We start from the raw sequence: 14,753 nt of genomic DNA, 5'->3' as shown, positions 1-14,753 counted from the left end.
CGCAGAATGTCCGAAACCGATGTCGCCGGTCGTGGGAAAGCCGCCCTGCTGGGCCCGGCCGAAGTGCGTGAGCTCGCCGAACGATTCGGCATCCGCCCGACCAAACAGCTCGGACAGAACTTCGTGCACGATGCCAACACCATGCGGCGCATCGTCGCCACCGCGGGCGTGGGCCGCGAGGATGTGGTGCTCGAGGTCGGGCCCGGGCTGGGCTCGCTGACCCTCGCCCTGCTGGACGTGGTGGACCGGGTCGTCGCGGTCGAAATCGATCCGTCGCTGGCACGGCATCTGCCGGAGACGGTCGCGGACCGCGCGCCCGAACTCGCCGACCGGCTCAGCGTGGTCGGCATGGACGCCATGAAGGTCACCCGCGCCGACCTGCCCGCCCAGCCCACCGCGTTGGTCGCCAACCTGCCCTACAACGTGGCCGTCCCGGTCCTGCTGAGCCTCATGGCCGAATTGCCCACCATCCGAACCGCTCTGGTGATGGTGCAGCTGGAAGTCGCCGACCGGCTGGCCGCGGAACCCGGCGGCCGCATCTACGGCGTCCCCAGCGTGAAGGCCGGCTTCTTCGGTCCGGTCCGCCGCGCGGGCACGGTCGGCCGTCAGATCTTCTGGCCCGTACCGCAGGTCGAGTCCGGCCTGGTCCGCATCGACCGCTTCGCCGAATCCCCCTGGCCGCAGGACATCGAATTCCGCCGGCGCGTCTGGGCCGTCGTCGACGCCGCATTCGCCCAGCGCCGCAAGACCTTACGAGCCGCCCTCAGCGGCTGGGCCGGCTCCCCGGCCGAAGCCGAACGCCGCCTGGTGGCCGCGGGCATCGCCCCGACCGCCCGCGGCGAAACCCTCGACACCGCCGCCTTCGTCCGCCTCGCCCAGCAGGACTGAACAGGGCTCAGCGGACAGGCTGGGATCGAGTTGCCCTGCAGGACCGGGCGACTCGGCTGAATCGCAGGTCAGGAGACCTTGAGGCCCTGGATGATCGTGGCGGCGTCCGAGCCGTCGTGATCGTCGCGGATGGTGACGGTGAGCTGGACCAGGTACTGGTCCGCGCCGTGCGTCACGATGGTGTAGCGGTTGTAGGCCCAGAGGGTCTGGGGGGTGACCACGTAGGTGCCGGTGATGCCGGCGGACGGGAAGCCTTGGAAGTCCTCGTCGTCGGTGCCCTGGTCGGTCCACTCGGGCAGCCGCCGCGCATCGGTGAACGCGCAGGTCAGCAGTCCGCGCGGGTCGACCGGCTGCGAGAACTTCGCCACCAGCAGCACCGCGTTGTCGGCCCAGCCGTCGGCGGGCGGGGTGGTCCACACGCCGTACGCGCCCGGGAACATGCCGGGCGGCACCTGCTGCCAGCCCGCGGGCACGGCGATCGAAACCTCCGGAGCCCCGGCCGAACCCGGCTCCACCGGCTCGACCTGCACGCCCTGCGCGATCAGGTACTCGGGAATGCTCGGCGCACCTTCAGTGCTGGTCATGAACTCTCCTCCTCAAGGTTTCGTGACAGCCGGGAGAACCCTACGCGGGCCGGGCGACGGCAGGGCGAAAGGGCCGCCCGGATCACACGATCCGGGCGGCCCTATGACTGCCGTGCGGCGCGTCCTCAACCCTTGAATCGGCGCAGCCGCAGACTGTTGCTGACCACGAAAACGCTGGACAACGCCATGGCCGCGCCCGCGAGCATCGGGTTCAGCAGGCCCGCCGCGGCCAGCGGAATGGCCGCCACGTTGTAGCCGAAGGCCCAGAACAGATTGCCCTTGATGGTGCGCAGGGTGGCGCGGGACAACCGGATCGACGTGGGCACCGAGCGCAGATCGTCGCGCACCAGCGTGATGTCCGCGGCCTGGATGGCCACATCGGTGCCGGCCCCCATGGCCAGCCCCAGATCCGCCTGGGCCAGTGCGGCAGCGTCATTGACGCCGTCGCCCACCATGGCCACCACCTTGCCCCGATCCTGCAGCTGCTTGACCACATCCAGCTTGTCGCTGGGCAGCACCTCGGCGATCACCTCGTGGATACCGACCGCGTCCGCGACCGTGCGGGCGGTGGCGGCATTGTCGCCGGTGAGCAGCACAGGAGTGAGGCCGAGCGCCCGCATCTCCGAAATGGCCTGGGCACTGGTGGGTTTGACCGCGTCGGCGATCACCAGCACGCCGCGCGCGACCCCGTCCCAGGCCACCACGATCGCCGTCTTACCGGCGCGCTCGGCCTGGATCTTGGCCTCCGCCAAGGACTCCGGCAGCGTGATGGACCAGTCCTCGAGTAGTTCGGTGCGGCCGATGACGACCGCGCGTTCACCCACGAGGCCCTGGACGCCCTTACCGCCGTGGCTGACGAACTGCTCGACCCGTTCGACAGGCAGTTCGCGCTGGTGCGCGACCGCCACCACGGCCTTGGCGACCGGATGTTCGGAGCCGTGCTCGACCGCGGCCGCCACCGTGAGCAGTTCATCGGCGTCCACGCCGTCGGCGGGAATCGTTTCCGCGAGGGTCATGCGGCCGGTGGTGACGGTGCCGGTCTTGTCCAGCACCACGGTGTCGATCCGGCGGGTCGACTCCAGCACCTGCGGGCCCTTGATCAGGATGCCCAGCTGCGCCCCGCGACCGGTGCCCACCAGAAGCGCGGTGGGCGTGGCCAAGCCGAGCGCACACGGGCAGGCGATGATCAGCACGGCCACCGCCGCACCGAACGCGGTCGAGGCCGCCGCTCCGGTGCCGAGCCAGAAGCCCAGCGCCGCAACCGAGATCGCGATCACGATCGGCACGAACCCGCCCGCGATCTGATCCGCCAGCCGCTGCACGGGCGCCTTACCGTTCTGCGCCTCCTCGACCAGCGCCGCCATCTGCGCCAGCTGGGTATCCGAGCCGACCCGGGTGGCGCGCACGGTCAGCAGGCCGCCCGCGTTCACGGTCGCGCCCACCACCGGATCGCCGGGGGACACCTCGACCGGCACCGATTCACCGGTCAGCATGCTCATGTCGAGCGCCGAACTACCGTGCGTCACCACGCCGTCGGTGGCGATCTTCTCGCCGGGCCGCACCAGGAATCGGTCACCCACCCGCAGTTCGCCGACGGGGATACGGGATTCGACGCCGTCGCGCAGCACCGAGACGTCCTTGGCGCCCAGTTCCAGCAGGGCGCGCAGGGCCGAACCGGCCTTCTCCTTCGAACGGGTCTCGAAGTAGCGTCCCGCCAGGATCGCGGTGATCAGCGTGGCCGCCACCTCGAAATACAGTGCCGAGGAAGAGTTTCCGCGTTCGATGGCGAAACTGAACGGATGCTTCATGCCCGGCATGCCGGCATCGCCGAAGAACAGCGCGTACACCGACCAGGCGAAGGCGGCGAGGGAACCCAGCGAGATCAGGGTGTCCATGGTGGCGGCACCGTGCCGGGCATTGATCCACGCGGCCCGGTGGAACTGCGCGCCGCCCCACACCACGATGGGTGCGGTGAGCGTCAGCGACAGCCACTGCCAGTTGGTGAACTGCAGCGCGGGAATCATGCCCATGGCGATCACCGGCACGGCCAGCGACAGCGTCACCAGCAGCCGGTACCGCAGCTGCTGCGCGGCCGACGGAACCGAATCTGCTTCGGAGCCAGCGGTTTTCAGTGGTTCCGGCTGATGCACGGTAGCGGTGTAGCCGGTGTCGACCACCTTGGCGATGAGCTCGTCGGGCGTCACCGACTCCGCGAAGTGCACCTTCGCCTTCTCGGTGGCGTAGTTGACGGTGGCGGTGACGCCATCCATCCGATTGAGCTTCTTCTCGATCCGCGAGGCGCAGGAGGCGCAGGTCATGCCACCGATATCGAGTTCGATGGAACGCTCCGGTGCGGGTGCGCTCATGCCTCCACCTCGCTAGCGCTCGGCTCCGGCACGACCGCACGTGCGGCTGTGTCCATTGATCGCTCGCTACGCTCGCTCACGTCAGTGACCTCCTCCGTGCTGCGCGGGCGCATCCGGCATGGATGCGGCGGTTGATGTTTCGTTCGTGAACTCCGCGGTGTGCACCGTACCGCCGTGCTGGAAGTCCAGGTAGAGGCGGTATTCACCGGTGCTTGGGGCTTGGGCGTGGAAGGCGATGTCCGGTCCGGGGACCGTCGAGCCGACCTCGCCCTCCGGGTGTACGTGGAGGTAGGCCAGATCGTTCGCGCGCAACGCGACCAGGTGGCCGTAGGCGCCCAGATAGGGCTGCAGATCGTTGACCGATCGGCCGTCGCGGGTGACGGTGAACTTCAATTCGCTACCGGCGGTGGACAAGTCGCCGGTCAAGGTGACCTGGTAGCCGTCCACGAGAGCCGTCTTCGAGGCGGGCGGCAGCGGGGTGTCGGCGGTCTTGCCCGCGACATTCACGGTCCGGCTCAGGACCAGTTCGCCGGGGCCGCCGGTGGGGGAGAAGTCGGTGAAGACGCGATAGGTGCCGGGCTCGGCCCATTTCCAGTCGATGGACCAGGTGCCGTCGGCGTTCAATTGCGGGTGCATGTGCCGGTAGTTCGTGGTGTCCGAGCGGACCACGATCAGGTGCAGGTCCTTTTCGTGCAGGCTGTCGTAGCGGCTGACGGTGCCCTGCGGCCCGGTGATCCGGAAGCGCAGTGCGCCTGGCTGATTCGGTTCGGCGGGGGCGGTGAGGTCGGTCAGGGTGTAGCCGGAGCGGCTGTCCTCGAGACCGGCGGGCCGGTCGGAAGTCGTCGCGGAGGCCGGCTCGGCCGGCGTGCCCAGTAGGGCGCCGAGGCCGAGCGCGGCTCCGAACAAGACGACCAGTCCGCCACCGAAGGCGGCGAACCTGCGTCGATCGTTCACTTAGACCGCCACCTCGTAGCCCGCCTCGTCGACGGCCGCCACCACATCGGACTCCGCGAGCGGAGCGGCCGACTCGACCTTGACCAGTCCGGTGGCGAGATCCACGTCGACATTGGTGACGCCGTCGATCTTGCCGATCTCCTTCTGGACCGATCCGACGCAGTGGCCGCAGGTCATCCCGGTGACGGTGTAGGTGCTGGTGGCCATTGTTCGACTCCTTCGATTGCGCTTCATACGGTGAGGGGGTATCCCCGGCACGTGTTCGAACATACCCCCCATGGGTACCCGGCGCAAGCGCGGAATCAGGCCGTCCAGGCGCGCAGCGCCAAGTCCGCGACTTTCTCCAGTTCAGCCCGGGTCGCACCGTCCTGCGAAGACTGTGACATGCCCTGCAGGACGGCCCCGAAGTAGCGGGCCAGGCCCGGCGCGTCGGTGTCCGCGGGCAGGATTCCCGCCGTCACATCCGCGCGGATGGCCGCCTCGAACGCGTCGACGTTCGCCCGGCGCAGCGTCGCCAGTAATTGCACGACAGCGGAATTGCTGGTGTTCACCCCGGCGCTGATCACCATGCAACCGGGCGGGCGGCCGGGCAGGGTGTACTCGCGCGCGGCCTCGTGCAGGGTGCGGGTGATGGCCGCGCGGGCGGTCGGCTCCTCGGCCAGGGCGGTCGCGGCGAAACCGCCGTAGCGCAGGCCGTAGGTCTCGACGGCCTCGTTGAAGAGCTGCACCTTGTCGCCGAACGCGGCGTACAGGCTCGGGGCGCCGATGCCGAGCTCCTTGGTGAGGTCGCTGATCGAGGTGGCCTCGAAGCCGCGATCCCAGAACAGGCGTAAGGCCTTGTCCAGTGCGGATTCTCGATCGAAGGAGCGGGGGCGGCCCCGCGCTGCTGTGGCCATGTCAGGCATTTTATAGCGATCGCTATTTAATGTGCTACGGTCCCCTTCTGTAACGATCGCTAGAGAAAGGAGAGGGCGTCGTGGGCGCACTCACTGGCAAGACGGCACTGGTCACCGGCAGCGGACGTGGCATCGGACGGGCCATCGCGGAACGACTCGGCCGCGACGGCGCACGAGTCGCCGTGCACTACAACGAAAATGCCGCCGCCGCAAAGGAAACCGTCGCCGCGATCGAGACCGCCGGCGGCACGGCTTTCGCCATCCAGGCAACCCTCGGCGTCCCCGGCGACGCCGAAGCCCTCTGGGCGGCCTTCGACGCACACGCCGACGGCCTCGACATCCTGGTCAACAACGCCGGCACCGACGGCGTCCGGGAACCCATCGGGGGTACCGACGAAGCAGCCTTCGACCGCGTCTTCGCCATCAACACCAAGGCCCCCTTCTTCGTCACCAAACTCGGCCTCGACCGCCTCCGCGACGGCGGCCGCATCATCAACGTCTCCACCGGCCTCACCCGAGGCGCCCACATGCCCGAACTAATCGCCTACACCATGACCAAGGGCGCAATAGATTCCCTGACCAGCGTCCTCGCCAAGGGCGTAGGCCCCCGAGGCATCACCGTCAACGCGGTAGCCCCCGGCGTAGTGGACACCGACATGAACGCCGCCTGGCTCCGCAACGACGAAGCCTGGTCCGCCACCAGCACCCTCTCCCCCCTCAACCGCGTAGGCCACCCCACCGACATAGCCGACATCGTCGCCTTCCTCGCCTCCGACGACGCCCGCTGGATCACCGGCCAATGGATAGACGCCACCGGCGGCGCACTCCTCTGACGCCGGGCCATCGGTTGGCGTAGCCCCTGGTGGCTTGTGGGCGCAGCACCCAGCGGCGCTTGGGGGTCCGGGGCGCAGCCCCGAAAGCGCGGTTGGGGGTTCGGGGGCGAAGCCCCGGCGCAGGGGGGTGGAGCCGTGAGTCTCGAGAGTTGGGTCTCCCCATTAGGCTGGGCGCCGTGCTGTCAGTTGTGCCCAGTCCCGTCGTCGTGCGCGCGCCGTCCAAGGTGAATCTGCACCTCGGGGTGGGTGATCTCCGTGAGGACGGGTATCACGACCTCACCACCGTTTTCCAGGCGCTGTCACTCAGCGACGATGTGCAGCTCTCGCCGGCCGCCTCACTCACGGTGAAGGTGACCGGCGAGAGCGCCGACCAGGTGCCCACCGACCGCACCAACCTGGTGTGGCGTGCGGCCGTGCGGCTGGGCGAGGTGGCGGGTAAGCCGCCGCTGCTGGATATCGCCATTGCCAAGGGGATTCCGGTGGCGGGCGGCATGGCCGGCGGCAGCGCGGACTGCGCCGCCACCCTGGTCGGTTTGAACGACCTGTGGGAACTCGGCCTGGGCCGTGCCGAATTGTCCGATATCGCAGCCGAACTCGGCAGCGATGTCCCCTTCGCCCTGCACGGCGGCACCGCCCTCGGCCGCGGTCGCGGCGAGAAACTGCTTCCGGTGTTGTCCCGCAACACCTTCCACTGGGTACTGGCCCTCGCCAAGGGCGGCCTCTCCACCCCCGATGTCTTCCGCGAACTGGATCGTCTCCGCGAGGCCGGCGACCCGCCTCGCCTCGGTAACCCGGAAGACCTGCTGCAGGCCCTGGCCTCCGGCGCCCCCGCCCAGCTGGCCCCGCTGCTCGGCAACGACCTCCAGGCGGCGGCCCTCTCCCTGAAACCCGAACTGCGCCGCACCCTCCGGGCCGGCGTCACCGCGGGCGCCCTGGCCGGTATCGTCTCCGGCTCCGGCCCCACCTGCGCCTTCCTCTGCGAGAGTGAGGAATCCGCGGTCGCGGTGGCCGCCGAACTCTCCGGCGCCGGCGTCTGCCGCAGCGTCCGCACCGCCTACGGCCCGGTCCCCGGCGCCCGCGTCATCAGCGACACTCCGGACTCGGCCAAGCGCTGAGCGGCTCGGCGTTGCCGAACCCTCCGGCACCGCCGTCGCCCGAGCGTCGAACCTGCCGGCGCCCGCCGATCGGACTGTGGCGGTGGGGTTTCGATCGGCCCGGCGCAACCAGCAGGTGCGGATCCGCTGTCAGGTCGCCACGGGCACTTGCCCGCTCGGCTGGGTACCGAGGCGGTGTGCGAAGTTCGCGGCGGGCGGGCTCCTGATCAGAGCAGGGCGTCGGCGAAGCGGTCGACTTGGCTGGGGTCGGTGCCGTAGCAGTAGAGCATGACTTCGTCGGCGCCGAGGTCCTCGAATTGTTTTACGGCGGAACGCATCTCATCGACGGTGGTGAGCATGCCCGCGGCCGTCTGGTCGGCGTGGCCGCTGAATTCGTAGTAGTCGAGGATCGAGGCGCGGGCCTGATCGACCAGCGGCCGCGGACCCAGGACGGCATTCACCTGGGCCACGATGCGCGGCGAGCCGGTCCGGCCGTGCTCGGTCCAGGAGCGGCGGGCCAGGTCGAACAGGTTGCCGGCCCAGGCGGGCGCCGCGGCGGCGAGCAGCCCGCCACCCCAGCGGCCGACCCGGTCGATGGCGGCGGGCTGGAAGCCGCCGAACAGCAGTTCGGGGCCCGCCGGGGTGAGGGGAGCGGGGCCGATCGGACCGCAGGTGTCGCTGAACGGTGCACCGGACCAGAGGCCGCGCATGATCGCCATCTGCTCGTCGAGGCGTCGCCCGCGCGTGCGGATATCGGTGCCGGTGGCTTCGTGATCGTCTTCGCGCCCGCCGACGCCGAGGCCGAGTACGAACCGGCCCCCGGACAGCCGGTCCAGGGTGGCGGCCTGCTTGGCGAGCAGGGCCGGATCACGCAGGGGCGCGAGCAGCACCTCGGTCTGCAACCGGATCCGGGAGGTGGCGCCCGCGAGCACCGCGAGCGTGATCAACGGTTCGGGATTGTGGAAGACCAGCCGGTCGAGCAGGCCGAGGGTGGAGTACCCGGCCGCGTCCGCGCGGTGGGCCCATTCGGGTAGGACGGCAGGGTCGGCAATGGGAAGGCCGAGGCCGATGTGCATGGAATCCTCCGGTGAAGTGGGTGTGCGTCATCACGTCGCCCACTCCTCACCTCATGAACAGAGGCTGGGCTCCCTCACTGCGACAGTACTGCTGGAGAGCCGATCGGATTGCCGCCCACAGTACGACGGATTTCGTCGGGAGCGCAATTGGCCCCCAAGGCGACAACTGATTTCGTGCGGCTCCGGGTAACTCATCGGGTACCGGCTGAGTCTCCACATATGCGCCCGCCGGTCCGCAACGCGAGCTGAGTAGGCTTCGACGGTTCGGCTGAAGGCGCGGAGAGGCGGATTAGTCCAATGGCCAACCTGATCAACCTGGAAGCGGTCACCAAGAGCTTCGGCATCACACCGCTGCTCGACAACGTCTCACTCGGCGTGCAGGAGGGTGAGCGGATCGGGGTGGTCGGTTTGAACGGTGGCGGTAAGACCACCTTGCTGGAGGTGCTGACCGGTCTCGAGCCGCCCGACAGCGGGCGCGTCTCCCGGCGCGGCGATCTGCGGATGGCCGTGGTCACCCAGCGCGGCGTGCTGCCGGAAGGCGCCACCGTGGGCGAGGTCGTGCTCGCCGGTCTGGCTGAGGATCAGCGCACCGACGGCGTCGCAGAGCACGAGTGGGCCGCCAACACCCGCATCCGCAACGTGGTCGAGGGCATCGGCATCGCCGGCCTGGGCCTGGACACCCCAGTCGCCAACCTCTCCGGTGGCGAGCGCCGCCGCACCGCGCTGGCCGCCGCCCTGGTGCGCGACCTGGACCTGCTGGTGCTGGACGAGCCCACCAACCACCTCGACGTCGAAGGTGTGCAGTGGCTGGCCGAGCACCTGCTCTCCCGCCGCAGCGCCCTCGTGGTCGTCACCCACGATCGCTGGTTCCTCGACACCGTGGCCACCCGCACCTGGGAGGTGCAGGGCGGCGGCGTCGAAACCTACGAAGGCGGTTACAACGACTGGATTTTCGCGCGCGCCGAACGGGTCCGGCAGGCCGACGCCAGCGAGCAGCGCCGCCAGAACCTGGCCCGCAAGGAACTGGCCTGGCTGCGCCGCGGCGCGCCCGCCCGGACCTCCAAGCCGCGCTACCGCATCGAGGCCGCCGAGGCCCTGATCGCCAATGTGCCGCAGCCGCGCGACTCCGTGGAACTGGCGTCGTTCGCGCGAAAGCGCCTGGGCCGCGTGGTGATCGAACTCGAGGACATCACCCTCGCCACCCCGGACGGCCGCGAACTGGTGCAGGACCTGACCTGGCGGCTTGCGCCCGGTGAGCGCGTGGGCCTGGTCGGTGTGAACGGATCCGGCAAGACCACCCTGCTGCGCGCGCTCGCGGGCGACGGTGAATTGAAGTCGGGCAAGCGGATCCAGGGCCAGACCGTGAAGATCGGCTGGCTGCGCCAGGAGCTCGACGACCTGCCGCTGGACATGCGCGTACTGGAGGCGGTTCAGGACGTGGCGCAGCGAACCATGCTGGGCGACAGGGAGATCTCCGCCGGCCAGCTGGCCGAACGCCTCGGCTTCACCCCCGCCAAGCAGCGCACCCCGGTCGGCGACCTGTCCGGTGGCGAGCGCCGCCGCCTGCAGCTGACCCGAATCCTCATGAGCGAGCCCAACGTCCTGCTGCTCGACGAGCCCACCAACGACCTCGACATCGACACCCTGCAGCAGCTGGAGGACATCCTCGACGGCTGGGCCGGCACCATGGTGGTCATCTCCCACGACCGGTACCTGATCGAGCGCATCTGCGACTCCACTTGGGCGCTGTTCGGTGACGGCAAACTCACCAACCTGCCCGGCGGTATCGAGGAGTACCTGCGTAAACGCATCGCCCTCGTGGCCGCGAAGACCGCCGCCTCGGCTCCCGCCCCCGCGAGTTCCGCTGCCCCCGCCACGGATTCGGCCGCCTACCGCGCGGCGCGTAAGGAATTGGCGCGCCTGGAACGCGCGCTGGAAAAGCTCACCGAACGTGAGGCGAAGCTGCACACCGCTCTCGCGGAGGCGGCTACCGACCCCGACAAACTCGTCACGCTGGGTACCGAACTCAAGCAGGTCCAGTCCGAAAAGGACGCCACTGAGGAGCGCTGGCTCGAATTGGCGGACAACGCCTGAGTTCGAAAAGCGGGCTCTACCCGTGCTGTTCCAGGACCTGAGCGTCCAATAACGGCACGGGTAGGCAGGTCCGCACGAAACCCGCACCGAACGAGGTCAATTCGATGGTGCGGTAGAAGACCTTGGTGCCGAAAGCGGTGCGCTTGAGCATGCGCCGCACTTCCGGCAACGCTTCCAGCAGCTGATACCGGTTGGGATTGCCCAGCGGCTCGCGCGTGACATCGATCAGCCCGAGCCGATCCAGATTGACCAGGTACTCGCTCACGCGATTCGGATAGCGCAAAGCCGCGTCATCACCGAGCAGGCAGAAATCCCCACTGTGAGAACGCCGTCCAGTCCGCACTGATACCGACGGCTGCGGCCCGTCGAGGTATAGATGCCGCACGACCCGCGCCTCATCGGGCGCGAGCTCGCTGAGGATCCGCGCGTACGCGGTGTAGTGGTGATTGTCGTCTTCGGCATGAATATCGGCCGACCGGTGAATCAATTCCGCGCCCCGTGCACGCAGCACGGTCGACGTACATTGCTCCGGCGCCGCCACCTCGGCCACCTCGGGCGCCGCGACTCCCAGCGCGTCGCGCACCGAATTCCGCACCTGCGCACCGGCTTCGGAGAGGATCTCGCGTGGCGCCTGCCCGGCGATACTGCCCCGCAACACCACGGAGGTGACGCCGAGCGCGGTACTCAAACTCCACGCGCTCGCCTCCACCGCGGCCGAGACGGCCACGCGCACAATGCCGGTCGCGGCGCGCATGGGCGCCCCGCTGGACCTGCGCGGATCGACCACCGCCGGCAGCCCGGCGGGTTCCCGCACAGCCACCTCGGTGGAGGCTGCCGCGTGATCGTCCTCGCCCGTGCCGGTTTCGGTCATATCCATGTCGTAGCCACTCCTGTTCCGAAGATCAGGAGGTGAGCGTAACCGGCGATGAGACCCAACACGCCGCCATGCACGAACAAAAGCCATTCATCTTGTTTGATGGCCGATCGCAGCATGTCCACGAACTCGGGAGGCGAGAGCGCCGACATTTGTTTGGCGATGTATTCCTGCACCTGCCGCCCCTGCTGCGCGTTGAAGGCGGGGTCCGCGAAGGCGACCGGGGCGAGCGCCATGGCCTCGGAGGTGAAACTGTCCTGCAGCGAGTCGTATTCGCGGCTGCCCAGGGCGAACTTGACCACCGACTTGGCCGGGCCCAGCGCCCGGTCGGCGGCGGGCCGCAGGGTGTCCTCGAGCATCTGCATGGTGCGGTCCGAGCGCGGGCCGTTGAGCAGTTCGTCGCCGATATTGGCGACGGTCATGATCTGCGAGGCCACCATCTCGGCGTAGCCCTCGGTGATCTCGGGCTGCCGCTTGATGAGCAGCCCCTGCCGCCACGGGCACCACCACTTCGGATAGGCCGGCGCGAAGATCATGTTGATGCCCACCCAGTTGACCACCCAGCCGATGATCACGCCGCCGATCGGCAGCACCACCAGCGGCGACCAGCCGGTCCAGTGCAGCAGCCCGACCAGCACGACACCCATGGGTGCGCCGAAGTAGAAGCCGAAGTTCTGCATGAACCGCAGCTCCTTGGCGCCGAGCACCTGGAACACGTTGTTCAGCATCTGCGGGCGCGCCTGGAAGTAGCGGATGCACATCTGCTTGACGTCGAGCAGCTGATCGATGTTCGCGCCGAGTTCATCGGTGAGTTCGTGCAGAATCTCGGGGAGTTGCTCGCGGACGCGGTTGTGCACCATCTCGCGGACGCCGGTGGGCAGGTTGTACCAAAGCTGCGGATGGTCGCGCTTCAGGATGTCTTCGACAATGTCGCGAATCTGCAGATCCGCAATTTCCACAAAGTGCTCGGCGAGCTTGTCGGGTTGCAACTCGCGATAGAAATCGGCGACGCTCCCGAGTTTCGCGAGCCCTTTGTCCACGGCGATGCTCGCCATCTTGTCCGCGCGCGACGGCACGATCCCCTGCCAGCCGACACGCCCGTCGTACTGCAGCAATGGCAGCACCTGAATCCGCTTGGGCAGCAAAGGAAACACCGCGGCGAGACCGGGCATATGGAAGCCGTGGAACTTGATCGGCCGGAACAACATCAGGACGCCGGTCCAGTTGGTGATGTAACCGATGATGCCGGTGAAGAGGGGGATGGTTATAACTTCAAGCAGGATTGTCGGACGTACCCCGAAGAGACTCTCTAGCACGACACCCTCCTGCCGACCCACACCGGAACCGCCGCCGGCGTCTGGACCCCATCGGCGATTCGGACCTTACTGTCTATTTACGAATCGAGTCCAGCGGTGGAGTGTCTGAGTCGGAGATCTCGGTCACACTGGCCGCTCTCGGGTTCCTTCCTCTCCATAGGACCACGAGAATGGCGGGGACCACAGTCAAATCGGACGCGGGTCGGGCGTGCGAGCGGGGCAGGGCGCCGGGAGGGGATCGCATGTTGGGCGTCGGGGGCCTCGCGTGAACGAGTAACCTTTCGCATGGTTTGCCGGGTTCGACATGCTCGGCCGTCCGGTGGCGGCAATAATCTGTGGACGATGGGTTCACCTGGCGATATTCGGAGATGACGTGGCAGAGGACAGGACCGGGCGGGACGTGGTCCGTCCGGGTTCGCGCGCCGTGGAACGCAGCTCGGATGTGGAGCAGCGTCAGATCAGTAACGAGGCGCGACTGATCCGCGGAGCGTTCCGGGCGGCCGGCCTGGTGGCCGGCACCGCCGTACGCGGTAGTCAGTGGGCCGTCGGCACCAGCTTCGAGATCACCAAGCAACTGACCCAGGCGGCACTGGACGGCGAATCCTCCGCCGATATCGCCGAGCGCACGGGGGCGGCGCTCCGGTCCATCGCACGCAGCGCGCTCGGCGTCACCGAGGGGTCGGTGCGCGAAATCGTCAGCTACGTGCCGACTCCCGTGGGCGCGCCGCAGCCGACTCTCACCAATGGACTGCTGCGTTCGGGCACCAACGAGGATCTGCGCCGCCGCGGGGACGCGTTGCTCGCGCGGTCGGCCGACGTGTACTTCACCGAGGACGTGCACCCCGCCTACGACCGGATCCTCGATCAGCTCGCGCCGGACGAGGCGCGGATCCTGCGGTTCATGGCGCAGAACGGGGCGCAGCCGACCGTCGATGTGCGGACCAATCGGCCGCTGGGGATCGGGTCCGAACTGGTTGCGGGGGATCTGACTTCCGTGCCGGAGCAGGCCGGCGTGCGGTATCCGGATCGGGCCCGCCACTACCTGATCAACCTCAACCGGCTCGGACTGACGATGATCTCCGAGGATCCGGTCGTGCTCTCTCGCTACATGGTGCTGGAGGTCCAGCCGGTGGTGGAGCAGGCTCTCAAGAAGGCCGGGCGAGTTCCCAAGATCGTCCGAAAGAGCCTGCGCCTGACCGAATTCGGCGAGGACTTCTGCAACACCTGCTTCTCGATCGCCTGATCAACCCATGGTGCCCGTGCCGTCGGTGCTGGACGGCTCGGTGCGTGGACTGTCGGCCGGGTCTCGGGCGATGAGGCCCCAGCGGCTGGAAGTCAGTCTGAGACTGGGTAGGTCCGAGAGGGATAGCACTACTTCGTAGGTGCGCTCGTAGCCCGTGTGCGCGATGCGCCATCGGCCGTCTTCGCATTTCACGTACTGGTCGCTGTAGAAGGCGGCCCCGCGGAGCAGCATATTGTGCCCCGGGATCAGCACCGTATCGGCGAGGTACCAGGTGCCGGTCGCGGTATCGCCGTTCACGTCGATCTCGGGGTGATCGCAGCGGTGTTCGGTGATGACGTGCGGCCCCAGCGTGTTGCGCATGAAGGCCAGAAACGCGTCGCGCGATTCGAACTGGAGGTACTCGCTGTAGGTGGCGGTGGCCTCCGGAATCATGGTGTCGGCGAACTCGTCCCACGCCTTGGTGTCCAGTGCGCGCAGGTAGCGGAACTTCAGCCGGCTGATCGCCGCGACGGCATCGGAATCCATGCCCTCCACA

14 protein-coding genes are annotated in these 14,753 nt (G+C 68.3%); 5 read left to right on the top strand and 9 right to left on the bottom strand.

All coding sequences use genetic code 11. The features are described 5' to 3' along the window. The first annotated feature begins 6 nt into the window (after positions 1-6). Positions 7-888 carry a 16S rRNA (adenine(1518)-N(6)/adenine(1519)-N(6))-dimethyltransferase RsmA gene (rsmA, locus tag ACH438_RS02410; RefSeq protein WP_397000275.1) on the top strand — a complete coding sequence of 294 codons (882 nt, stop codon included), beginning with the start codon at positions 7-9 and terminating at the stop codon, positions 886-888. A gap of 68 nt (positions 889-956) precedes the next feature. On the opposite strand, the gene ACH438_RS02405 is transcribed toward rsmA, so the two are convergent. From ACH438_RS02405 to ACH438_RS02385, 5 genes are all read right to left on the bottom strand, one after another. Then, on the bottom strand, positions 957-1,472 hold the full coding sequence (locus ACH438_RS02405) for an LpqN/LpqT family lipoprotein (protein WP_397000273.1): 516 nt from the start codon (positions 1,470-1,472) through the stop codon (positions 957-959). A 125-nt stretch (positions 1,473-1,597) separates the two neighbouring features. Beyond that, positions 1,598-3,838: a heavy metal translocating P-type ATPase gene (locus ACH438_RS02400; RefSeq protein ID WP_397000271.1), complete on the bottom strand. Its 2,241-nt coding sequence runs from the start codon at positions 3,836-3,838 to the stop codon at positions 1,598-1,600. A gap of 81 nt (positions 3,839-3,919) precedes the next feature. Then, entirely contained in the window at positions 3,920-4,792 is an 873-nt protein-coding gene (locus ACH438_RS02395) for a hypothetical protein (RefSeq protein WP_397000269.1), read from the bottom strand. Beyond that, positions 4,793-4,999: a heavy-metal-associated domain-containing protein gene (locus ACH438_RS02390; RefSeq protein WP_397000267.1), complete on the bottom strand. Its 207-nt coding sequence runs from the start codon at positions 4,997-4,999 to the stop codon at positions 4,793-4,795. It abuts the gene before it with no gap. A 95-nt stretch (positions 5,000-5,094) separates the two neighbouring features. Next, positions 5,095-5,688, bottom strand: coding sequence for a TetR/AcrR family transcriptional regulator (locus ACH438_RS02385; RefSeq protein WP_397000265.1), 594 nt, complete (start codon positions 5,686-5,688; stop codon positions 5,095-5,097). 80 nt (positions 5,689-5,768) lie between these two features. Here ACH438_RS02385 and ACH438_RS02380 point away from each other — a divergent pair, with 80 nt between their 5' ends. Beyond that, positions 5,769-6,521 (top strand): SDR family oxidoreductase, encoded by a 753-nt coding sequence (locus tag ACH438_RS02380; protein ID WP_397000263.1) that lies wholly within the window; start codon positions 5,769-5,771, stop codon positions 6,519-6,521. 176 nt (positions 6,522-6,697) lie between these two features. Further along, entirely contained in the window at positions 6,698-7,636 is a 939-nt protein-coding gene (locus ACH438_RS02375; protein WP_397000261.1) for a 4-(cytidine 5'-diphospho)-2-C-methyl-D-erythritol kinase, read from the top strand. Between the two features lie 206 nt (positions 7,637-7,842). On the opposite strand, the gene ACH438_RS02370 is transcribed toward ACH438_RS02375, so the two are convergent. Beyond that, entirely contained in the window at positions 7,843-8,691 is an 849-nt protein-coding gene (locus ACH438_RS02370; RefSeq protein WP_397000259.1) for an LLM class flavin-dependent oxidoreductase, read from the bottom strand. Positions 8,692-8,988: 297 nt separating this feature from the next. Here ACH438_RS02370 and ACH438_RS02365 point away from each other — a divergent pair, with 297 nt between their 5' ends. Further along, positions 8,989-10,785, top strand: coding sequence for an ABC-F family ATP-binding cassette domain-containing protein (locus ACH438_RS02365; protein WP_397000257.1), 1,797 nt, complete (start codon positions 8,989-8,991; stop codon positions 10,783-10,785). A 16-nt stretch (positions 10,786-10,801) separates the two neighbouring features. On the opposite strand, the gene ACH438_RS02360 is transcribed toward ACH438_RS02365, so the two are convergent. Then, entirely contained in the window at positions 10,802-11,662 is an 861-nt protein-coding gene (locus tag ACH438_RS02360; RefSeq protein ID WP_397000255.1) for an Abi-alpha family protein, read from the bottom strand. Further along, a complete protein-coding gene (locus tag ACH438_RS02355) occupies positions 11,653-12,975 on the bottom strand; it encodes a hypothetical protein (protein ID WP_397000253.1) in 1,323 nt (440 codons plus the stop codon). Before ACH438_RS02355 ends, ACH438_RS02360 begins: the two co-directional genes overlap by 10 nt. Positions 12,976-13,348: 373 nt before the next feature. Between ACH438_RS02355 and ACH438_RS02350 the strand changes: the two genes are divergently transcribed. Beyond that, positions 13,349-14,218 carry a DUF4393 domain-containing protein gene (locus tag ACH438_RS02350; RefSeq protein ID WP_397000251.1) on the top strand — a complete coding sequence of 290 codons (870 nt, stop codon included), beginning with the start codon at positions 13,349-13,351 and terminating at the stop codon, positions 14,216-14,218. Here ACH438_RS02350 and ACH438_RS02345 read toward each other — a convergent pair whose 3' ends face one another. Further along, positions 14,219-14,743, bottom strand: coding sequence for a nuclear transport factor 2 family protein (locus ACH438_RS02345; protein WP_397000249.1), 525 nt, complete (start codon positions 14,741-14,743; stop codon positions 14,219-14,221). It abuts the gene before it with no gap. Between the last annotated feature and the right edge of the window lie 10 nt (positions 14,744-14,753).

It is taken from the genome of Nocardia sp. NPDC020380 (assembly GCF_044386975.1).
Taxonomy (GTDB): domain Bacteria; phylum Actinomycetota; class Actinomycetes; order Mycobacteriales; family Mycobacteriaceae; genus Nocardia.
This window is presented reverse-complemented; position numbering and strand designations above follow the sequence as displayed.

Excerpts from the sequence above, each read along its gene's own strand:
- rsmA (WP_397000275.1), top strand. The coding sequence starts at position 7 with ATGTCCGAAACCGATGTCGCCGGTCGTGGGAAAGCCGCCCTGCTGGGC.
- ACH438_RS02405 (WP_397000273.1), bottom strand. The coding sequence starts at position 1,472 with ATGACCAGCACTGAAGGTGCGCCGAGCATTCCCGAGTACCTGATCGCG.
- ACH438_RS02400 (WP_397000271.1), bottom strand. The coding sequence starts at position 3,838 with ATGAGCGCACCCGCACCGGAGCGTTCCATCGAACTCGATATCGGTGGC.
- ACH438_RS02390 (WP_397000267.1), bottom strand. The coding sequence starts at position 4,999 with ATGGCCACCAGCACCTACACCGTCACCGGGATGACCTGCGGCCACTGC.
- ACH438_RS02385 (WP_397000265.1), bottom strand. The coding sequence starts at position 5,688 with ATGGCCACAGCAGCGCGGGGCCGCCCCCGCTCCTTCGATCGAGAATCC.
- ACH438_RS02370 (WP_397000259.1), bottom strand. The coding sequence starts at position 8,691 with ATGCACATCGGCCTCGGCCTTCCCATTGCCGACCCTGCCGTCCTACCC.
- ACH438_RS02365 (WP_397000257.1), top strand. The coding sequence starts at position 8,989 with ATGGCCAACCTGATCAACCTGGAAGCGGTCACCAAGAGCTTCGGCATC.
- ACH438_RS02360 (WP_397000255.1), bottom strand. The coding sequence starts at position 11,662 with ATGGATATGACCGAAACCGGCACGGGCGAGGACGATCACGCGGCAGCC.
- ACH438_RS02345 (WP_397000249.1), bottom strand. The coding sequence starts at position 14,743 with ATGGATTCCGATGCCGTCGCGGCGATCAGCCGGCTGAAGTTCCGCTAC.